The 20,590-nt window shown below is 64.6% G+C and carries 20 protein-coding genes and 1 pseudogene; 9 read left to right on the top strand and 12 right to left on the bottom strand.

Going from position 1 to position 20,590, the window contains the following annotated elements:
* Positions 1-10 precede the first annotated feature (10 nt).
* Together M727_RS0100660 and M727_RS35475 are read right to left on the bottom strand one after the other, a co-directional pair.
* Positions 11-1,885, bottom strand: coding sequence for an ABC transporter ATP-binding protein (locus M727_RS0100660; RefSeq protein ID WP_027151033.1), 1,875 nt, complete (start codon positions 1,883-1,885; stop codon positions 11-13).
* Positions 1,869-2,339 carry a hypothetical protein gene (locus tag M727_RS35475; protein ID WP_236387485.1) on the bottom strand — a complete coding sequence of 157 codons (471 nt, stop codon included), beginning with the start codon at positions 2,337-2,339 and terminating at the stop codon, positions 1,869-1,871. The genes M727_RS0100660 and M727_RS35475 overlap by 17 nt, the downstream gene beginning before the upstream one ends.
* Before the next feature lie 417 nt (positions 2,340-2,756).
* Here M727_RS35475 and M727_RS0100650 point away from each other — a divergent pair, with 417 nt between their 5' ends.
* Positions 2,757-3,215, top strand: coding sequence for a tRNA (cytidine(34)-2'-O)-methyltransferase (locus M727_RS0100650; protein WP_027151032.1), 459 nt, complete (start codon positions 2,757-2,759; stop codon positions 3,213-3,215).
* Positions 3,216-3,375: 160 nt separating this feature from the next.
* Positions 3,376-3,822, top strand: coding sequence for a redox-sensitive transcriptional activator SoxR (gene soxR, locus M727_RS0100645; protein ID WP_023799942.1), 447 nt, complete (start codon positions 3,376-3,378; stop codon positions 3,820-3,822).
* Here the strand turns inward: soxR and M727_RS0100640 are convergent.
* Complete coding sequence (locus tag M727_RS0100640) at positions 3,819-4,076, bottom strand: hypothetical protein (protein ID WP_006202578.1); 258 nt, start codon at positions 4,074-4,076, stop codon at positions 3,819-3,821. The genes soxR and M727_RS0100640 overlap by 4 nt on opposite strands.
* A gap of 107 nt (positions 4,077-4,183) precedes the next feature.
* Between M727_RS0100640 and hemF the strand changes: the two genes are divergently transcribed.
* From hemF to M727_RS0100625, 3 genes are all read left to right on the top strand, one after another.
* On the top strand, positions 4,184-5,098 hold the full coding sequence (gene hemF / locus M727_RS0100635; RefSeq protein ID WP_027151031.1) for an oxygen-dependent coproporphyrinogen oxidase: 915 nt from the start codon (positions 4,184-4,186) through the stop codon (positions 5,096-5,098).
* 246 nt (positions 5,099-5,344) lie between these two features.
* Positions 5,345-5,605 (top strand): DUF1344 domain-containing protein, encoded by a 261-nt coding sequence (locus M727_RS0100630; protein WP_027151030.1) that lies wholly within the window; start codon positions 5,345-5,347, stop codon positions 5,603-5,605.
* Between the two features lie 246 nt (positions 5,606-5,851).
* On the top strand, positions 5,852-6,037 hold the full coding sequence (locus tag M727_RS0100625) for a DUF1059 domain-containing protein (RefSeq protein ID WP_023799945.1): 186 nt from the start codon (positions 5,852-5,854) through the stop codon (positions 6,035-6,037).
* A gap of 5 nt (positions 6,038-6,042) precedes the next feature.
* On the opposite strand, the gene M727_RS0100620 is transcribed toward M727_RS0100625, so the two are convergent.
* The 3 genes from M727_RS0100620 to M727_RS0100610 are packed head-to-tail and all read right to left on the bottom strand — an operon-like array spanning position 6,043 to position 8,615.
* On the bottom strand, positions 6,043-7,311 hold the full coding sequence (locus M727_RS0100620; RefSeq protein ID WP_027151029.1) for a CCA tRNA nucleotidyltransferase: 1,269 nt from the start codon (positions 7,309-7,311) through the stop codon (positions 6,043-6,045).
* Complete coding sequence (locus tag M727_RS0100615) at positions 7,308-7,940, bottom strand: CoA pyrophosphatase (protein WP_027151028.1); 633 nt, start codon at positions 7,938-7,940, stop codon at positions 7,308-7,310. The genes M727_RS0100620 and M727_RS0100615 overlap by 4 nt, the downstream gene beginning before the upstream one ends.
* 45 nt (positions 7,941-7,985) lie before the next feature.
* Positions 7,986-8,615 (bottom strand): DUF1285 domain-containing protein, encoded by a 630-nt coding sequence (locus tag M727_RS0100610; RefSeq protein WP_027151027.1) that lies wholly within the window; start codon positions 8,613-8,615, stop codon positions 7,986-7,988.
* A gap of 146 nt (positions 8,616-8,761) precedes the next feature.
* On the opposite strand from M727_RS0100610, the gene M727_RS0100605 reads away from it, so the two are divergent.
* The 4 genes from M727_RS0100605 to M727_RS0100590 are packed head-to-tail and all read left to right on the top strand — an operon-like array spanning position 8,762 to position 15,593.
* Positions 8,762-9,766 (top strand): MoxR family ATPase, encoded by a 1,005-nt coding sequence (locus M727_RS0100605; protein ID WP_027151026.1) that lies wholly within the window; start codon positions 8,762-8,764, stop codon positions 9,764-9,766.
* On the top strand, positions 9,766-10,680 hold the full coding sequence (locus M727_RS0100600) for a DUF58 domain-containing protein (RefSeq protein ID WP_027151025.1): 915 nt from the start codon (positions 9,766-9,768) through the stop codon (positions 10,678-10,680). The genes M727_RS0100605 and M727_RS0100600 overlap by 1 nt, the downstream gene beginning before the upstream one ends.
* Complete coding sequence (locus M727_RS0100595) at positions 10,677-13,502, top strand: DUF4159 domain-containing protein (RefSeq protein WP_027151024.1); 2,826 nt, start codon at positions 10,677-10,679, stop codon at positions 13,500-13,502. Before M727_RS0100600 ends, M727_RS0100595 begins: the two co-directional genes overlap by 4 nt.
* Before the next feature lie 3 nt (positions 13,503-13,505).
* A complete protein-coding gene (locus M727_RS0100590) occupies positions 13,506-15,593 on the top strand; it encodes a membrane protein (protein ID WP_027151023.1) in 2,088 nt (695 codons plus the stop codon).
* A gap of 208 nt (positions 15,594-15,801) precedes the next feature.
* Here the strand turns inward: M727_RS0100590 and M727_RS43955 are convergent.
* The 6 genes and pseudogenes from M727_RS43955 to M727_RS0100565 form a co-directional block, all read right to left on the bottom strand.
* Positions 15,802-16,062 (bottom strand): annotated as a pseudogene (locus M727_RS43955) (VOC family protein).
* Between the two features lie 89 nt (positions 16,063-16,151).
* Positions 16,152-16,601, bottom strand: a complete 450-nt coding sequence (locus tag M727_RS43950; protein ID WP_348627123.1) for a hypothetical protein — start codon at positions 16,599-16,601, stop codon at positions 16,152-16,154.
* A 162-nt stretch (positions 16,602-16,763) separates the two neighbouring features.
* Complete coding sequence (gene clpS / locus M727_RS0100580; protein ID WP_027151022.1) at positions 16,764-17,069, bottom strand: ATP-dependent Clp protease adapter ClpS; 306 nt, start codon at positions 17,067-17,069, stop codon at positions 16,764-16,766.
* Between the two features lie 192 nt (positions 17,070-17,261).
* Entirely contained in the window at positions 17,262-18,443 is a 1,182-nt protein-coding gene (gene choV / locus M727_RS0100575; protein WP_027151021.1) for a choline ABC transporter ATP-binding protein, read from the bottom strand.
* Complete coding sequence (gene choW / locus M727_RS0100570; protein WP_023799956.1) at positions 18,440-19,294, bottom strand: choline ABC transporter permease subunit; 855 nt, start codon at positions 19,292-19,294, stop codon at positions 18,440-18,442. Before choW ends, choV begins: the two co-directional genes overlap by 4 nt.
* A 162-nt stretch (positions 19,295-19,456) precedes the next feature.
* Positions 19,457-20,404, bottom strand: coding sequence for a choline ABC transporter substrate-binding protein (locus M727_RS0100565; protein WP_051505465.1), 948 nt, complete (start codon positions 20,402-20,404; stop codon positions 19,457-19,459).
* Positions 20,405-20,590 lie beyond the last annotated feature (186 nt).

Here is a 20,590-nt window from a genome sequence, read left to right as displayed (position 1 = left end):
CTGCGGCCCATCATTCCGCTGCTTGACCCTTCACAATGGCATCGTTGGCGGCCGCACCCTCGTCGAGCAGGAAGCCGCCCGACTGACGCTGCCAAAGCTGCGCATAGAGCCCGCCGCTGGCGACGAGTTGCTCATGCGAACCCTCCTCGATGACGCGGCCCTTGTCCATGACGACGAGCCGGTCCATCGCCGCGATGGTCGAGAGCCGGTGCGCGATGGCGATGACGGTCTTGCCTTGCATGAGCTTGTAAAGGTTCTCCTGGATCGCCGTCTCAGCCTCTGAATCGAGCGCAGACGTCGCCTCGTCGAGGATGAGGATCGGTGCGTCCTTCAGCATAACACGGGCAATTGCGATGCGTTGCCGCTGGCCGCCTGACAATTTGACGCCACGATCGCCGACATGCGCATCGAAACCGGTGCGGCCACTGGCGTCCGAAAGCCTTGATATGAAATCAAGCGCCTCGGCGCGGCGTGCTGCCTCGACCAGCATCTCGTTGCTGGCGTCCGGTCGGCCATAAAGGATGTTCTCGCGCACTGAGCGATGCAGCAGCGAGGTATCCTGCGTGACCATGGCGATCTGGGCGCGCAGCGAATCCTGCGTCACCGCCGCGATTTCCTGGCCGTCGATCAGGATCTTGCCGCTTTCAAGGTCGTAGAAGCGCAACAGAAGGTTGACCAGCGTCGACTTGCCGGCGCCCGAGCGGCCAACGATGCCGACCTTTTCGCCCGGCTTCACCGTCAGCGACAGGCGTTCGATCATGCCTTTCTGCTTGCCGTAGTGGAAGCGGATGTCTTCGAAACGGATCTCGCCCTTGGTCACGACAATGTCCTTGGCGCCAGGCCTGTCTTCGACGACGCGCGGCAGCGAGATCGAGCTGATGCCGTCCTGCACCGTGCCGATATTCTCGAACAGGGTGGACATCTCCCACATGATCCATTGCGACATGCCCCAGAGCCGAAGAACAAGCCCTATGACCAGGGCGACGGCGCCGATCGTCACCACCTGGCCGAGCCAAAGCCACAGCGAGATCGCAGTGACCGAAAACAACAGCAGTGAGTTGAGGACGTAGAGCAGGCCGTAGAGCTGCGTCACCAGCCGCATCGACCGGTAGACCGTATCGAGAAAGCCGGCCATGCCTTCCCGTGCGAAGGACGCCTCGCGCCGCGCATGCGAGAACAGCTTGACCGTCTGGATGTTGGAGTAGCTGTCGACGACGCGGCCGGTCATGGTCGAGCGCGCGTTGGCCTGCTCCTCGCCGACCTTGCCCAATCGCGGGATGAAATAGCGCAGGAGCAAGACATAGCCGGCAAGCCAGACGGCAAGCGGTGCTGCCAGCCGCCAGTCGGCCGAGCCGACAATGAACAGCATGCCGAGGAAATAGACCACGACATAATTGAGCACGTCGATGAGCTTGATGACGCATTCGCGCACGGCGAGCGCCGTCTGCATGAGCTTGGTCGCGATGCGTCCGGCGAACTCGTCTTGGTAGAAGGCCATCGACTGCTTGAGCAGGTAGCGATGCACCTGCCAGCGGATACGCATCGGATAGTTGCCCATCAGCGTCTGCTGGTTGAGGAGCGCATGGAACCAGACCGTCGCCGGCAGCGCGAAAACCACGATGAAAGCCATGCCTGCGAGCTTCCAGCCCTCGGTCTGCAGGAATGTCTCGCGATTCTGCACCGACAGCCAGTCGACGATCCGGCCCATGAAGCCGAACATCCACACCTCGGCAAGGGCGATAGCCGTCACCAGCATCGCATCGATTCCAATGTAGGGCCACGCGCCGCGCGTATAGTGGACGCAGAAGGCGATCAGCGTCTTCGGCGGCTCGACCGGCTCCTCGGCAGGGAACGGATCGAGCCTTGTTTCAAACCAGCGGAACATTGTCTTGGTACTCACATGCTCGTTTTCGCTCACGCCGCGCGGGAGTGCGTAGCGTCCTGGGAGCGCATGGCGTCATGGTTCGCGTGGCAGCAAGGACCGGCGTCCCGGAATCACCCGGGCCGCCGATCCTGCTTCGCGCAATATAGGATGTCGCGGGCTTTTCGCCGACAGGCTCGTTTGACGATCCTGACAGCGCTGTGTCGACGACCCGGAGTTTCGCGCCGGTTTTCGCGCCAGGGCGGATCAGCCTGATGATCCGGCGTACCAGCGAGGGCCGGCTGCGGTCGGGAACCGCGCGCGAGAAATCGACGTCCGGCAGCATGCCGCGATGCGGGCGCCGGCGGGTTTCGGCGTGAACCGCCGACGAGTAGGTTTCGCCGACCAAAAGCGCCCAGGTCGCCATCCTGCGCTCGTGCAGGTTTCTTGAACCGGGAATTTTGCAGGGATCGAACATCGGTCCGTCCTCCATGTGAAAATAGGGAAGAAAATCCGGCCTGTCCGCAGCTGAATGGCCAGCGAAAGGCGGGGGTTGAACAGCGGCGTGCTCAGGCGGGGCGTTCAGCCCCTTCGACAGCTTGAAAAACATCGCAGGATTCCTTCGAAGACCGAAAAAGGGTTTCGGCTAAGAATCGATGCGATCGAAGTCTAAAAGGTCAGGAGAATCGTCGAACCGAAACCGCCGGCAGGCAGGTAAGCCCACATGAGGGGCGCTGGTTGTGCATGATCATCATGAATTACCCCTCCATCGGTTCGGGTTGACAATGCCCGCCGTATAACCGACTTCGCAGAAAATGACCACCCGCCGGTCCAGAAATTTCCAAAACCGCGAACCTGTTGTGGCCGATCTGCCACTTATTAGAAGGATGCGGAAATGAACAACCGTCTCCGCATCGCGCTCTACCAGCCGGATATCGCCGGCAACACCGGGACAATCCTGCGCTTCGCGGCTTGCCTCGGTCTCGGCGTCGACATCATCGAACCGGCCGGCTTCCCGCTCTCCGACCGGGCGCTGAAACGGGCCAGCATGGATTATCTCGAAATGGCGGCGCTGACCCGGCATGTCGACTGGCAAGCCTTCGAGAACTGGCGCAGAGGCGAAGCGCGGCGGCTGGTGCTGCTGTCGACCAGAGCCGCGACCGCCTATGCGGATTTCGCCTTCGCCGACGCCGACATTCTTTTGTTCGGCCGCGAATCCGCAGGCGTGCCGGATCCTGTCCACGAGGCGGCGGATGCGAGACTGACCATCCCGATGCAGCCGGGCGCGCGCAGCATCAACGTCGCGCTTTCCGTCGCCATGGTGGCCGGCGAGGCGATCCGGCAGCTCGGATAGGATTTGCAGAGGCGCAGCGAACATGGCCGCTTTCTCGCCAACGACTGCACCGTCGCTTGTCATTCTTACCCAGGCGCACATCGCCTTCTCCTGCGGTTTGCATATCAAGGGTTTCTTCGTTACAAGCTCAACTTAACTTGAGGTCAAGCGGAAAATTCAAATGGCTGCGGTGACGGAATTGACGGTCGGCCAGGTGGCCACACGCAGCGGGGTGGCAGTGTCGGCGCTGCATTTCTACGAGGCGCGCGGATTGATCCGCAGCCACCGCACATCAGGCAACCAGCGGCGCTACGGCCGCGACGTGCTGCGGCGGGTGGCGATCATCAAGGTGGCACAGGAGGTCGGCATCTCGCTGGCCGAGATCGGCGAGGCATTGGCATCGCTGCCTGAAGGCCGCACGCCGACGCGCGGGGACTGGAATGTGCTTTCAACCGCCTGGCGCGACCAGCTCGATCGCAAGATTGCCCAGTTGAAGAAGCTGCGCGACGGGCTGACCGACTGCATCGGCTGCGGCTGCATGTCGATCGACAAGTGCCCGCTGCGCAACAAGGAAGACCGGCTGAGCGCCCAAGGCCCGGGCGCAAGGCGGTTGTTGGTCGCTCGCTAATCCGCCGCCGGCAATCGCCTGATGGTGAATTCGATGACGTCGCCCGGCCGCTCGAACCAGCTTTCGATCTCGGTCCAGTAGGCCTGCTTGGGAAAGCGCTCGAACCATTCCTTCGCCTTGAGCCGCGCATCGGAGCGCGGCAGGACGAAGGTCTCGCGCAAAAACCCGTCGCGCGGCATGCGCTCGCGCTCGGCGCGCGAACGGTCGAGCCTCTTCTTCAGGCCATCCAGCGGCGGTCTTGCCGGAGTGCGCACGAAAGAACTCCATTCACACTTGACCCTTGCACCTAAGAGATTAGGGATCGCGGCCGGAAAAGACGAGTCATTTGTCGGGGTACGCGCCCGACAACCGGAGACAGCATTTGCAACGACCCGAAATACCGGCGGGGCTGCCGGCCGACATCGAACAGAAGAAGATGAAGGCGCGGCTGTGGTTCGAGACGCTGCGCGAGCGCATCTGCGCCGCCTTCGAGCAGATCGAACAGGACCTGCAGGGGCCGCAGGCTTCATGGTCGCCCGGCCGCTTCGAAAAGACGCCGTGGCAGCGCGACGCCGGCAAGGGCGGCGGCGGCACCATGTCGATGATGCGCGGCCGCGTCTTCGAGAAGGTCGGCGTCCACACCTCGACGGTCTATGGCGAGTTCTCGCCGGAGTTCAGGAAGCAGATGCCGGGCGCCGAGGAAGACCCGCGCTTCTGGGCGAGCGGCATTTCGCTGATCGCCCATCCGTGGAACCCCAACGTGCCCGCGGTGCACATGAACACCCGCATGGTCGTCACCTCGCGCCAATGGTTCGGCGGCGGCGCCGACCTGACGCCGGTGCTCGACCGTCGCCGCAGCCAGGAGGACCCGGACACGGTCGCCTTCCACCGCGCCATGCAATTCGCCTGCGAGAAGCACGCTGGCGTCGCCGACCACGCGAAATTCAAGGCCTGGTGCGACGAGTATTTCTATCTGCCGCACCGCAACGAACCGCGCGGCACCGGCGGCATCTTCTTCGACTGGCTGCATTCGGACGAGGACAGAGGCGGCTGGAACGCCGATTTCAACTTCGTCCAGGATGTCGGGCGCACTTTTCTCGTCGTCTACGGGCATCTGGTGCGGGCCAATTTCAACGACAACTGGACCGACGGCGACCGCGAAGAACAGCTCATTCGCCGCGGCCGCTATGTCGAATTCAACTTGCTTCACGATCGCGGCACCATCTTCGGGCTGAAGACCGGCGGCAACGTTGCCGCGATCCTGTCCAGCCTGCCTCCAGAGGTGAAATGGCCGTAAAATCTCGGTGAGTCGGACGTGAGTCGCAATCAGGTCCAAATCGCAGGATTTTGGCGGCGAATGTGGCGCGCAGAATATCTTTTTCGTCTAATATCCACTTGAAAAAACAGGACTATTTTTCGTTCCGGGCCGGGAAACGCCGGCGGTTCTTGCCTCCCTGGAACCGCGACCCGACGCGACCGGACGGCCCATGATTGAGTGGGGCACCTTCCAAAAATGGTGCCTTCATTTCCAGGAGAGCATGCCATGCGCAAGCTTATTATGTCGGTTGCGGCTGCTGCCGTTCTTGCCTCTGGTGGCGCTGCCTTCGCAGCGGTCAAGCACACCACGGGCACGGTCAAGACCTATGATGGAACGGCGATGAGCCTTGTTCTGGATAACGGATCTACCTTTACGCTGCCCAAGGCCTTCAAGAATCCTGGCCTGAAGGCTGGCGAAAAGGTCCGCGTTTCGTGGGACATGAGCGGCAAGCACAAAATTGCCGAGGCAGTCAGGATCGTGAAGTGATGGCCTGCCCGCTGGAGCAAGACGAGGTCTTGCCTCCGGGGTAGCGTCAAGAGGGCGGAGCAGCGATGCTCCGCCTTTTTCGGTCTCTGCAGCAACCAAAACCATCCGATCGTGTTATGCTGGTTCGGCCAGCGCATGACCCGAAAACCGAACCGGTTTCCGACAGAGATCATGCGTCGATCAAAGGTGCTGGAGCTTCCGTGTCAGAGCAGATGCGGCACTCCGAGGAGGAAAGGGAGAAATCCGATGAAGGAATTCCACTGCGGCTCGCTGGTTCCGGGTTGTGACTGGCATACGCGCGCCGACGAGGAAGCCGAGATCATGCGGCGCGCCGTCGAGCATATGCGTGAGACGCATGGCGAGACGATCATTCGCGAGACGATGATCGAAGCGATCCGTTCGCGCATCGAAAAGGCGCGCGACGCGGCCTGATTTGCCTAATTTTCGAGTGCTTCTGCGGCGCGCTTGAGAAGTGCGCCGCGATCCAGCGCAAAGCCGGACTCGATCCACTCGTTTTCGAGGTTCTTCAGGGTTGCGCCGAGTTTCGGCCCGGGCGACGCGCCAAGCCTCGTCAGATCGGCGCCCTTGAGCGGAAAGCCGGGCTTTTTCCATTTTTCGGCAAAGGCCAGCAGCCGCGAAAAGCCGCCGGCTTCGAGCAGCGCGTCGTTGTCCTCGACGGCGCGGGCTCGAGCGGAAGCGAGCGACAGCCGCAAGCGATCGACTATGCCTTGACGATCGCCGCGATAGAGCCGTTTTGCGAGTCCCGCTTCGGTCGTCTTCGGCTCGACGGGCGCTGTCAGCGCCCACTGCCTGAGACGACCGGCGTCGCTGACGGAGAACCTCAACCGCTCGGCGAGCGTCTTCATCCGCGCTGCGTCCGGTGGCACGATCGCTTCCAGCCTGAGCAGCGGGTCCGGCGCCCAGCCGAGATCCTTCTCCGCCCTGGTCAGCGCATGGATCGCATCGATGCCCCATTTCTCGCTCTCCGGCAGAACGCTGGTGAGCACGCCCGCCTGGCGCATCCACAGCAAGGCGCGCGATGGATCGGGGGCCGACAGCAGCTTCTTCAGTTCGGACCAGACGCGCTCGACCGAGAGTTGGCCAAGCCCCTCCTTGAGCCGGGCGCAAGCCTTCAGCCCTTCGGCATCCGGCCGGCCGTCGCCATACCAGGCGAAGAAGCGGAAAAAGCGCAGGATACGCAGATAATCTTCGCGGATGCGCGCCTCCGGATCGCCGATGAAGCGCAGCCGGCGCGCCTCGATATCGGCAATGCCGCCGACCAGGTCGACGATCGTGCCGTCGGCCTCGGCATAGAGCGCGTTGATGGTGAAATCGCGCCGTTCCGCATCGGCTTTCCAGTCGCGTCCGAACGACACTTTTGCCCGCCGACCGTCGGTCTCGATGTCGGCGCGCAGCGTGGTCACCTCGAACGGCTTGCCGCCGGCGACAATCGTTATGGTGCCGTGCTCGATGCCGGTCGGCACGGCCTTGAAGCCCGCCGCCTCGGCGCGGCGGATGGTCTCGTCAGGCACGGTCGTGGTGGCGATATCGACGTCGGCAACCGGCTGGCCGATGAGCGCATTGCGCACCGCACCGCCGGCGACGCGCGCCTCCTCGCCGCCATCCGCGAGCGCCGCAAGCAGCCGCTGCAAATGCCGTTCCCCGAGCCAGTCGGCTTTGCCCGCGAGCGACACCCGGCCGCTCACGTATAGAGCCTTTCATAGAGCGTGCGGATGATGCCCGCGGTGACGCCCCAGATGCGTTGTCCGTCATAGGGCATTTCGTAGAAGACCCATTCGAGGTCGTTCCACATGCGGCTGTCGCGGCCGTGGTTGGCCGGGTCCATCAGAAAGCGCAGCGGCACTTCGAAGGCGGCGTCGACCTCCTCGGAATTCAGCGTCAGTGAAAAGTCCGGCCGCACGATTCCGAGCACCGGGGCGATCCGGTAGCCGCTGCCGGAGACGTAATCGGGCATGCGGCCGATGATCTCGACCCGATCCTGGCCAAGCCCGATCTCCTCGAATGTCTCGCGCAATGCCGCCGCCTCCGGGCTCGGGTCGGTAGGATCGATCGTGCCTCCGGGAAAGGCCACCTGCCCCGAATGGTTGCGCAGCTTTTCCGCCCGCTTGGTCAGCAGAACCGTTGCGTCGCGCCCGTGATCGACCACCGGGATCAGCACGGCGGCATCGCGCAGCGCCTTTGCGAGCTTCAAACGCGGATGTCCGGGGTTGAAGCGATGGTCGCCATAATCGTCGGCGGCATGCGCCAGCGGCTGCGCCGCGACGCGGGCGCGAAAATCCTCGGCCGAAAACGGCGCCGGCGTCACTTGGTCCATAGTGTCACCTGGTCCATCATGCCCCGGTCCATTTGGCGCTGCCTCTCATGCGCTCAGCCGCTGCAGCTTTTCCGCCGGCATGATCGGATAGACCGCACCCTTCGAGCGGACAGCAAACGTCCTTCGGCCGCCGACCTCGATCTCCTCGCCATGCTCGACCAGTTCATACATGACCGGCCGTGCCACCAGCGCCTCCAGCCGTCCGCGCACCAGCACATAGGGTTTCAGGCCGCCGGTCGCCTCCTCGTCGACAAAGCGCAGCGGATGCTCCGGCCCGGCCTCGACCACATCGCCGACATTGGTACGAAAGGTGATGACTTGGCCATCGCCGGTGCCGCAAACATCCATCTCGACGGCGATGAACGGCGCATCGACGACGCGGATGCCGACCCTTTCCACCGGGGTCACCAGATAGGTCCTGCCGTCCTCGTCCTTGCGCAGCACGGAGGAAAACAGCTGCACCAGCGGCATGCGGCCGATCGGCGTGCCCTGGTAGAACCAGGTGCCGTCCTGTCTGATCTCCATGTCGAGATCGCCGCAAAAGGCCGGATTCCAACGCTCCACCGGCGCCGGCCCCTTGCCCGCGCGGGCGGCACGCGAGATCAGCGCCTCCAGTCCGCGCGCCTCGGTCGCTGTCGTCAAACTTCCTTCACGATCGTCGGCGCGTTCTGTCATGGTCACGAAATAGTCACTGTTGTTCCGCTTGTCAGCCTAAGTCAGTGATTTAAGTTCAAAGACAGGCGCCACACGAGGCCGAATCGCGGCACTCTGTGGCGTCGAAGCTGCAAGCCGGTATTTCCAACGAGAAGGATCGATGCTGCATGAGCGTGATGATCAAGGAAAGCCCGATCAGCGAAAAGGACATGATCGCCCAGGCGGAGACGGCGCTGGCCGACATTTCCAGGGTTCGCGAGGGCGTCGGCCGCGTCATCTTCGGCCAGGAAAGCGTCGTCGAACGCACGCTGGTGGCGCTGCTGGCCGGCGGCCATGCGCTGCTGGTCGGCGTGCCCGGCCTCGCCAAGACCAAGCTGGTCGAGACGCTGGGCATCGTGCTCGGCCTCGATTCCCGCCGCATCCAGTTCACGCCCGACCTGATGCCGTCCGATATTCTCGGCTCCGAGGTGATGGAGCAGGACGAATTCGGCAAGCGCTCGTTCCGCTTCATCTCCGGGCCGATCTTCGCGCAACTGCTGATGGCCGACGAGATCAACCGCGCCTCGCCGCGCACCCAGTCGGCGCTGCTGCAGTCGATGCAGGAATACCACGTCACCATTGCCGGTGTCCGCCACGACCTGCCGGCGCCCTTCCACGTGCTGGCGACGCAGAATCCGCTGGAGCAGGAGGGCACCTATCCGCTGCCCGAGGCGCAGCTTGACCGTTTCCTGATGCAGGTCGACATCCTCTATCCGGAAATCGAGGCGGAGCGCCGCATCCTCCTGGAGACCACCGGCATTGAGGACGCCAAGGCGCAGAACGTGCTGCAGCCGGCGCGGCTGAAGGAGATCCAGACCCTCATTCGCCGCATGCCGGTGCCGGAAAGCGTCGTCGAGGCGATCCTCCAGTTGGTGCGCTCGGCGCGCCCCGGCCAGGGCAATGCCGAGACCGACAAGCACGTCGCCTGGGGCCCGGGCCCGCGCGCCAGCCAGTCGCTGACACTGTGCGCCCGCGCCCGCGCCCTTTATGACGGACGGCTGGCGCCGTCGATCGACGATATCAGAGCGCTGGCCGAGCCGGTGCTGCAGCACCGCATGGCGCTGACCTTTGCCGCCCGTGCCGAGGGCACGACCGTGCGCGACGTGGTGGCGAAACTGGCAAAAGGCATCTGATGGCGCGTATAGGCGAGGCCCAGGCTTCGGCGGCGACGCGTGATGCGCTCGCCCGCGGCCGGTTGCGGGCATCGCTGGTGCCGGACCTGCTGGTCGAGGCGCGTCGCATCGTCAACACGGTGATCGCCGGCTGGCACGGCCGCCGCAAGCGCGGCATCGGCGAGAATTTCTGGCAGTTCCGGCCCTATGTCGAGGGCGACTCCTCGCGCATCGACTGGCGCCGCTCGGCCCGCGACGACCACATCTATGTGCGAGACCGCGAATGGGAGGCCGCCCATACGGTGTGGCTGTGGGCAGATCCCTCGCCTTCCATGCTCTACAAATCGACCGGCGCCACCGTCTCGAAGGAGTCCCGCGCGCTGGTGCTGGCGCTGGCCATGGCCGAGCTTCTGTCGCGCAGCGGCGAGCGCATCGCCTGGCCCGGGCTGACCGATCCGTTCACCGCCCGCAACGGCGCCGAGCGGATCGCAGCACAACTCAGCCATGCCGGCGAATTGCCGGCAAAGCCCAACCTGTCCGCCATCCGCCGCTTCTGCGACATCGTCATCGTCAGCGACTTCCTCGATCCGGTCGAGGACACCATCGCCTGGCTTGACGTGCTCGCCCGCCACGGCGTGCGTGCCCATCTGATCGAGGTCGCCGACCCGGCCGAGGAGAGATTCCCCTATGCCGGCCGCACCGAATTCACCGATCCCGAGACCGGCGACAAGCTGACCGCCGGCCGCGCCGAAACGCTGGGCGATGACTACCGACTGCTTTACATCGCCCGCCGCCAGGAACTGACCGACTGGTGCAAGCGCCTCGGCTGGAGCTTTACCGTCAACCACACCGACCGCCTCGCCTCCGATGCGCTGGTGCGTGTCCACATGGCGATGACCGTCGATGGCAGCTCAGCCGGGAGGATCCGCGCATGAGCTGGCTGCCGCTCTCCTTCGGAGCGCCGATGGTGCTGTGGGGCCTTCTGGCCCTGCCGGTGATCTGGTGGCTTTTGCGGTTCACCCCGCCCAAGCCGCAGACCGAGGTCTTCCCGCCGCTGAAGATCCTGGCCCGCGTGCTGAAGCGCGAGGAGACGCCGCAACAGAGCCCGTGGTGGCTGACGCTGCTCAGGCTGCTGATGGCGGCCCTTATCGTTGCGGCGCTGGCCGAACCTGTCTTCAACCCGCGTGAAAGACTGCCGGCCGAGGGCGCCGCGCTTGCGCTGGTCATCGACAATGACTGGGCAAGTGCCGCCGACTGGGGCCAGCGCGTCGCCACTGCCGAACGGCTGATCACCGATGCCAGCTCCAACGACGTGCCTGTCATCATCGCCTTCACCGCCGAGAAGCCGAATGCCGAGATCGGCCCGTTCGACGCCGCCACCGCGCTCGACCGGCTGCGCGCGGCAAAGCCGCGGCCGATCCCGACCGATCGCCCGGCCGTCTATGCCCGCGTCGCGGCAACCCTGGAGAGCTTGCCGGGCGCCAGCGTCGCCGTGCTCACCGACGGTCTGGCGGCGGAAGGCGACGAGGCCGCCTTCAACACGCTTCTGTCGAAGAACGCCGCCCGTGTCGTCTGGGCCGCCTCCGACCGGCCTGGCCTGATCGGCCTGACCGGCGCCGACAACCAGGTGGACGGCTTCGAGCTGACCGCCATCCGCGCGCCGGGCGATCCGGCGCCGGCTCAGGTGACCGCCGGCGCCTTCGACGACAAGGGCCGCCGCATCGCCGACGCCACGCTGACCTTCTCGCCGGGCGAATCCACCGCCACCGGCACGATGGCGGTGCCGTTCGAGCTGCGCAACGACTTCGCCTCGATCACGCTCGACGGTCAGCGGCAGGCCGGCGCCGTCCGCGTGCTCGACGAGAGTTCCAAGCGCCGCCGCGTCGGACTGCTGTCGCAGGCTGAAGCCGACCAGGCGCAGCCGCTTCTGTCGCCGCTGTACTACATCCGCCGCGCGCTGCAGCCCTTCGCCGATCTGGCCGAGCCGTCGAGCGCCGACCTTGCCGACGCCATCCCGCAGCTCCTCGACCAGAAGCCGGCGATGATCGTCATGGCCGATGTCGGCACCATTCCGCAGCAGGTGCGGCAAAGGCTGGTCGACTGGGTCGACAATGGCGGCACGCTGGTGCGATTCGCCGGCTCGCGGCTGGTCGCCGCCGGCAATGACGACGACCTGCTGCCGGTCAGGCTGCGCACCGGCGAGCGCTCGCTCGGCGGCGCGCTGTCGTGGACGACGCCGCAGCCGGTCACCGATTTTCCGAAGACCGGCCCCTTCGCCGATCTCGCTCCGCCGGCCGAGGTCACCGTCACCAGGCAGGTGCTGGCCGAGCCGACGCCCGATATCGTCGAGCGCAGCTGGGCCACGCTTGCCGACGGCACGCCGCTGGTGACCGGTATGAAGAGGGGCAAAGGCACGCTCGTCCTGTTCCATGTCACGCCGGAGGCGACCTGGTCGAACCTGCCGATCTCCGGCAGCTTCGTCGAGATGCTGCGCCGCATCGTGCAACTGTCGCGCAACCAGGGTGCGGCGGTCGCCAATGCCGAAGCCGCCGCCGCCTCGCTGGCGCCCTATCGCATGATATCAGCCGATGGCACGCTGGTGCCGCCGACGCCGGATGCACGGCCGCTCGTGCCGGGTGCCGGCCCGCTGCCGGTGACGTTCGAGAATCCGCCCGGCCTGTATGGCTCCGACACCGGCGTCATCGCTCACAATCTGCTCAATGCCGAAAGCAGCTTGGCGCCGCTGGTCCGTCCTCAGATCACCGTGCCGGTCACCACCGTCCAGTACGCTTTCGACGAATCGCACAATTTGAAGGGCCCGCTGGTGGCGGCAGCTCTCCTGCTGATGGTCCTTGATACGCTGGCGGTGTTCTGGATGGGCGGCCTGTTATCGCGCCGGCCGCGCCGCGCCGGCACGGCCGCCGCAACCACCGCCGCCCTGCTGATTGCGCTCGGCGCCCTGGTCGGCCACACCGACATCGCCCGCGCCGACGATGCCAAACCCGGTGATGAGCGGGCGATCGAGGACATTTCGAAAACCCGGATCGGCTATGTGCAGACCGGCGACCGGAGCGTCGATTCGATCAGCCAGGCCGGGCTGGAGGGCCTGACCCGCTTCCTGATCGAGAAGACCGCGCTCGAGCCGGGGGCGCCGGCCAGCGTCGATATCTCGAAGGACCAGCTTGCCTTCTATCCGCTGATCTATTGGCCGATCGATCCTGCCGCGCCGATGCCGAGCCAGGCCGCGATCGCCCGCGTCGACGCCTATATGCAGCAGGGCGGCACGGTGCTGTTCGATACGCGCGACCAGTTCGCCACCGGCATCGGCGCGGAGCAGGCCAGCCCGGCGACGGAGCGGCTGCGCGACATCCTCGGCAACCTCAACGTGCCGGCGCTGGAGCCGGTGCCGTCGGACCATGTGCTGACCAAATCCTTTTACATCCTGCCTGAGTTTCCCGGACGCTTCGCCGGTGGCCCGCTCTGGGTCGCGGCGTCGCTCGAAGCCAGCAACACCGAGAACCGCCCGGTGCGCACCGGCGACGGCGTCTCGCCGATCATGATCACCGCCAATGATTTCGCCGGCGCCTGGGCGGTCGACGAGAATGGCGACCCGCTTTTGCCGACCGTGCCGTCGGATCCGATGCAGCGCATTTATGCGCTGCGCGCCGGCGTCAACATCATGATGTACATGCTGACCGGCAACTACAAATCCGATCAGGTGCATGTGCCGGTGCTGCTCGAACGGCTGGGGCAGTAAGCCATGAACTTGTCGCTCGCCTTCGAACCGCTCATCTCCTGGCCGCTGCTCGGCCTGGTGCTGGCGCCGCTGTTGCTGCTGGCATTGGTCGGCCTGTGGTTCCGCCAGCGCGGCGCGGTCTTCCGTTTTGCCGCCCTGCTGGCGCTGACTGCGGCCCTGCTCAACCCGGTGTTGCTCGACGAAGAGCGCGAGGCGCTGAAAAGCGTCGTCGCCGTCGTCGTCGACCGCAGCCAGAGCCAGGACATTGGCGAGCGCACCAGGCAGACCGACGAGACGCTGGCCGGGCTTCAGCAGCGTCTCGGCCGCTTCAAGCAGTTCGACGTCCGCGTCGTCGAGGCCGGCAAGTCGGAAGCCGCCGAGGAGCGCACCGAAACGCGGCTTTTCGGGGCGCTTGAGAGCGCTTTCCGCGACGTGCCGCCTTCGCGCATCGGCGGCGCCGTCATGATCACCGACGGCGAGGTGCATGACGCCCCGGGCGGCACGCCCGACTTCAACGCCCCGCTGCACGCGCTGATCACCGGCAACGACCAGGAAAAGGATCGCCGCATCCGCTTCGAGAATGCGCCGCGCTTCGGTCTGGTCGGCAAGCCGCTCGAAATGACCTATCGCGTCATCGGCACCAACAACGAGGCCGGCTCGGTCGATGTGCGCGTCTCAGTCAATGGCGAGCAGGTTTCGGTCGAGCGCGCCACCATCGGCCAGGCCATGCCGCTGCAGGTGACCATTCCCGGCGCCGGCCGCAACATCGTCGAACTCGCCATCGATCCCGAACCCGACGAACTCACCGACACCAACAACCGCGCCATCGCGCTGATCGACGGCATCCGCGAGAATTTGCGCGTGCTGCTCGTTTCCGGCGAACCGCATGCCGGCGAACGCACCTGGCGCAATTTGCTCAAATCCGACGCCTCGGTCGATCTTGTCCACTTCACCATTCTGCGGCCGCCGGAAAAGCAGGACGGCACGCCGATCAACGAATTGTCGCTGATCGCCTTCCCGACGCGCGAACTGTTCGTCGAGAAGATCAAGGATTTCGACCTGATCATCTTCGACCGCTACCAGCACCGCGACGTGCTGCCGGTCCTCTATTACGACTACATCGCCGAATATGTCGAAAAGGGCGGCGCGCTGCTGATCGCGGCAGGACCCGAATATGCCGGCGAAAGTTCCATCGCCCGCACGCCTTTGATGTCGGCGCTGCCGGCGATGCCGACCGGCGAAGTCGTCGAGAAGGCCTTTTATCCGCGCCTCACCGAGCTCGGCCAGCGCCATCCGGTAACGCGCGGGCTTGACGGCTCCGCCACCGAGCCGCCGCACTGGAGCCGCTGGTTCCGCACCATCGGCGTCGAGAACCCCGGGGGCGAGGCGGTGATGAAGGGCGCCGACAACCGACCGCTGCTGCTGCTCGACCGCAAGGGTGAAGGCCGCGTCGGCATGTTTTTATCCGACCAGGGCTGGTTGTGGGCGCGCGGCTTCGAGGGCGGCGGCCCGCATGTCCAGCTCTATCGCCGCATCGCCCACTGGCTGATGAAGGAGCCCGAACTCGAGGAGGAGCGGCTGACTGCCGACGGCCGCGGCATGATGCTGGAAATCCGCCGCCAGACGATGAGCGACGATCCCGGCCCGGCGCAAATCATCACCCCGTCCGGCAAGGCGATGACCGTCAAGCTCGAGAGAGCCGAACCCGGCGTCTTCCTGGGCAGCATCGAGACCAGCGAGATCGGCCTCTATCAGGTCGGCAATGGCGACCTGAAAGCGCTTGCCCATGTCGGCCCGGTCAACGCACCGGAATTCACCGACGTCGTCTCCACCGAGAACCGGCTGAGAGCCCCGGCCGAGGCCACCGGCGGCAGCGTGCGCCGGCTGGCGCAATCGTCGACCATTGGCAATCTCGCCGGCGGCGTGACGTTGCCGTCGGTCGTCCCGGTCCGCTCCACGGGCGCGGCGGCCGGCAACGACTGGATCGGCCTGCGCACCACCGACGACAGCGTGCTGAAGGCCGTCTCGCGCGTGCCGCTGTTCGGCGGGTTCCTCGGCCTCGGCCTGCTGCTTCTGGCATTGGGCTCGATGTGGTACCGCGAGGGGCGTTAGCGACGCGCCTTCCCCTTCTCCCCTTGTGGGAGCAGGTGGCCGAGCCCACGGGTCTTGCCTCCGGCAAGCCCGAGGACAGGCTCCGCTCGGTCGGATGAGGGGTGTTCCAGCTTGGCAGCGACGGCACGCCGTCCAGCACCCCTCAACCGTCTTGGCGCTGCGCCCCAATCCACCTTCTCCCACAGGGGGAGAAGGGGAAGCGGGCGCGCTACTCCTCCGGCTCCGTCGTGAACATCAGCGGGTAGCCCTTGGCCTTGCCGGCATCGGCCGCCCGAGTCGCCTTGGTCTCGGCGACGTCCCTGGTGAAGACGGCGACGACGCAGACGGCTCAGTCGCCCGGGCCAGCAAACAAAATGAGATTTCCGTCTGGATCCATAACAATGAAGTTTCTGGCACCCCAGGGTTCTTTCCTGAGGACTTGGTGAAAGGGCACCCCTGCGGCCTGAAAATTCAGAAAGAGCTGTTTAATCTCGTCTGCAGTATCGACTGTGATCCCGGCGGAGAGCAGGTGTTCACGTTGCCGTATATCGCCAACGAACACAGGTTCGCAAATCAACCTCAGCGCGATTGCGCATTGTCACGCGTCACCTGTCCGTAAAATGCCGGGTCGCCGTAAACAAAGTCGACTCCGAAGCCGAGCTTGGTGGTGAAGAATTCGATCGACGCTTTGATGTCGGTGACGAACAACTGCGCTGAGGTTGAACTCAGAACGGGTGCAGGCACGGTCTGTTTTTTCTGATCTGTCATGGCTGGGGCTCCTGTCTTGAGCGCCTGCCATCCCTCGAACCCCAATTGACGCGCGATCAGTTCCTGCGCGTCGCTGAGCTTGAAATTTGCTTCCAGTACCTGATTGTCATCGAGATGCTGGAAGCGTGGCAACGCAGCCCTGATCTCGGCTGCGACCGGATAGTACCGTTCGCGGTGCCACCGCAAATATTGCTTGGCCTGCTTTTTAAGGTTTTCGAGATTCGGCATGGGCGCAACTGTGGTCACAGTATAGGCGGGCATTGCCCTTTCGACGTTACATCGATGCGCCCTACGCAGCGCTGCGAACGTGCCTCGGCGATGAGCAGTTGTCAATTACCGCATCCCCTCGTGCTCCCCTCAACCGTCTTGGCGCGGCGCGCCAATCCCCTTCTCCCGCAACAAGGGGAGAAGGGGAAGCCGGCGCTACTCCTCCGGTTCCGTCGTGAACATCAGCGGGTAGCCCTTGGCCTTGCCGGCATCGGTCGCCCGTGTCGCCTTGGTCTCGGCGACGTCCCTGGTGAAGACGGCGACGACGCAGACGCCGCGCTGGTGCGCGGTGATCATCACCCGCCGCGCCTGGTCCTCGCTCAGCTTGAATTCGCCCTTGAGCACCGTCACCACGAACTCGCGCGGCGTGAAATCGTCATTGAGGAGGATGACCTTGTAGAGCTTCGGCCGTTCAATCTTCGGCCGCGTCTTGGTTCGGGGTTTGGTGACGATCTCAGGCATCGGAACCGGCAACTGCGCGCAAGAATTTCGCTTTTATTCTGACATGGACGAAAGCGATCGTCCATTTTGGACCGCCCGCAAACCGCCTTCCCGGCGGGCGCGGCCATTCACAAGTCCGTGCCTATATGGGACCGCCGCCAAGCCAGCGCAGACCGCACAGAAACGATACGGGCCGTTTCGTTTAGAAAAAAACTACCGCCGCAACACCGCACTCAGCACATCCCTGATGCCGATGGCGCCGACGAAGCGCGACTGGTCGTCGAACAGCGCCACCGGTGCGGTCTGCGAGCGGTGCATGGCCAGCATCACCGTCTTCAGCGAGGTGCCGGGATTGGCCCAGAATACCTGCGTCGTCTCCTCCGGCTGCGCCTCGACATCGGCGCACGACACCCAGAACGCCGGCTTGCCGTCGCGCTCGGCCGCCGCCACCAGCCCGTGCTCGTCGATCTTGAAACGCGTCGTCTTGCGGCGGTCGAGCCACACCCAGCCGTCCTCGCCGTGGTCCAGGTCGCGGCGGTCGCGCATCACGTTCCAGGCGGTCAGCACCGAGAGCGGATTCACATTGGCGATGAAGTCGCGGACATAGTCGTTGGCCGGGCGCAGCACGATGTCTTCCGGCGCGCCGGTCTGCACGATGCGCCCGCCTTCCATGATGGTGATGTGGCTGCCGATCTTCAGCGCCTCCTCGAGATCGTGGCTGACGAAGATGATGGTCTTCTTCAGCTCGGCCTGAAGCTGCAGCAATTCGTCCTGCAGCTTGGTCCGGATCAGCGGGTCGAGCGCCGAGAACGGCTCGTCCATCAGCAGGATCGGCGCTTCGGTGGCAAACGCGCGCGCCAGCCCGACGCGCTGCTGCATGCCGCCGGAAAGCTCGTGGGCGTATTTCGACGCCCACTGGTCGAGGCCGACGAGCTTCAACTGGCGGGAGACGCGCGCCTTGCGCTCGGCTTCTGGCACGCCGGAAAGCTCGAGGCCGAATCCGACATTTTCCGCGACGGTGCGCCAGGGTAGAAGGCCGAACTGCTGGAACACCATGGCGACCCGCGTCTGTCGGATGTGGCGCAGCGTGGCGGCGTCGCAGGCCGCAACATCGACCATGCGGTCGCCGTCCTTGACCATGACGTTGCCGCGCGCCGGCACGTTGAGCAAGTTGACGGCGCGCAGCAGCGTCGATTTGCCGGAGCCGGAGAGGCCCATCAGGACGGAAATCTCGCCCTCGTTGACGGTCAAATTGGCACCGGCGCAGCCGAGCACGGCGCCGGTCTTCTCCAGGATTTCCTGACGCGTCGCGCCCTTGTCGACGAGCGCCAGCGCTTCCTTGCGCGCGGCACCGAAGACGATGTCGACATTCTTGAAATCGACCGCAGCGCTCATTTGGCGGCTCCCGTGCCGATGCGGCTGATGCGGTCGAGGATGATGGCGAGCACGACGATGGCGAGGCCGGCTTCGAGCCCGAGCGGGATGTTGACCGAGTTCAGCGCGCGCACCACCGGCTTGCCAAGGCCGTTGGCGCCGATGAGCGCAGCGATCACGACCATGGAGAGGCAAAGCATGATGCACTGCGTCAGGCCCGCCATGATGGTCGGCAGCGCCGCCGGCAGCTCGACTTTCCACAGCAGCTGGCGTTTTGTCGCGCCGAAGGCTTCGCCGGCCTCGATCATCGGTTTCGGCACCGAGGTGATGCCGAGATGCGTCAGGCGGATCGGCGCGGGAGCGGCGAAGATGACAGTGACGATGAGGCCGGGAGCGATGCCGAGGCCGAACAGAATGAGCACCGGAATCAGGTAGACGAAGGTCGGCATGGTCTGCATCAGGTCGAGGACTGGCTGGAGATAGCGGTAGCCACGCTCGTTATGCGCCGCCCAGATGCCAATCGGCACGCCAATGGCCATCGAGGCCGCAGCAGCGCCCACGACCAACACCAGCGTCTCGACGGTTTCCTGCCAGAGATCCTGGTTGACGATAAAGAGCAGGCCGAGCGCGACGGCAAGCGCCAGCTTCCATGATTTCTGCAGATACCAGGCAAGCCCGGCTATGGCGGCGACCAGGAGAACCGGCGGGACGAGCAGCAAAAGATCGACCAGCCCGTCGAGAACGACGGTGAGCCCGTCGGCGATACTGTCGAAAAACCATTCGAAATTGGTGGTCAGAAAGTCGAAGAAGGTCTTGCCCCACCGCCCGATCGGGATCTTGAAGCTCGAAATCAGTTGCGAAACCGGATCCATGGCAAATGTCCCCTCATTCTTCTTCACCTCTCCCCTGACGGGGTGGGTCGAACCGCGCAGCCGAGCCGGGTGGGATGGTCACGGTTATGCTCCGTTTCCGAACCATCCCAACCGCGGCGCGTGCCGCGCCGAACCTCCCCACACGGGGGAGGTGTAAGTTTGCTACGAACCCAGTGCGGTTTTCACCGCGGCCGCGGCGTCGCCGCCGTCGAAGGTCGTCACGCCGGCGAGCCATGGCGTCATCGCGTCCGGATTGGCCTTGAGCCATTCGGTAGCCGCGGCTTTCGGGTCGGCGCCGTCATTGAGGATCGCACCCATGATCTCGTTTTCCATCTTGAGTGAGAACACCATGTTCTTGAGCAGCGCGCCGACATTCGGGCATTCGGTGGTGTAGCCGGCCCGGACATTGGTGGCGACGGTCGCGCCGCCGAAATTCGGGCCGAACACTTCGTCGCCGCCCGACAGATAGGCCATCTTGATGTTGGTATTCATCGGATGCGGCTCCCAGCCGAGGAAGACCACGTCTTCGCCCGATGCGGCCGCCTTCTGCACCGCCGACAGCATGCCGGCCTCGGAGCTTTCGACAAGCTCGAAATCCTTCAGGCCGAACTTGTCAGCGGCGATCATGTCGAGGATCAGGCGGTTGCCGTCATTGCCGGCTTCGATGCCGTAAATCTTGCCGTCGAGCTTGTCCTTGAACTTGGCGATATCGGCGAAATCCTTCAGACCGGCATCATGGGTGTGCTGCGGAACGGCGAGCGTATATTTCGCGCCTTCCAGGTTGGTCACGACCGTCTCGACCGACTTGTCTTCGAGATAGGGTTTTATGTCGGCTTCCATGGTCGGCATCCAATTGCCAAGGAAGACGTCGACGTCCTTGTTCTTCAGCGAGGTGTAGGTGACCGGAACCGACAGCACCTGCACGTCGGGCTCGTAGCCGAGCGCTTCGAGGATGACGCTGGCGGTAGCGGTGGTGGCGGTGATGTCGGTCCAGCCGACATCGGCAAAACGCACCGGCTTGCAGCTTTCCGGCTCGGCGGCGAGTGCGCCGCTCGCCGAAAGAAATGCCGCCAGACCGAGGCCGGCGGCGAATAGTTTCATACGCGACATCTGTATTCTCCCATTGCGATCTATCGGCGAAGCGAAGTTGCGGTTTTGTCTCCGCCTTGTTTCGTCAGCCAAACACCATTCTGGTGCGGTTTCAAGCGATAAGACAATCGCGATCAACGGCGCGGACTGGCCGACCAGCGACACGCCGCCTGCTGCTGCAGGCGCTTTTCCGGTGGCCAGGCGCTT

It is taken from the genome of Mesorhizobium sp. WSM2561 (genome assembly GCF_000513915.1).
GTDB classification, from domain to species: Bacteria; Pseudomonadota; Alphaproteobacteria; order Rhizobiales; family Rhizobiaceae; genus Mesorhizobium; species Mesorhizobium muleiense.
This window is presented reverse-complemented; position numbering and strand designations above follow the sequence as displayed.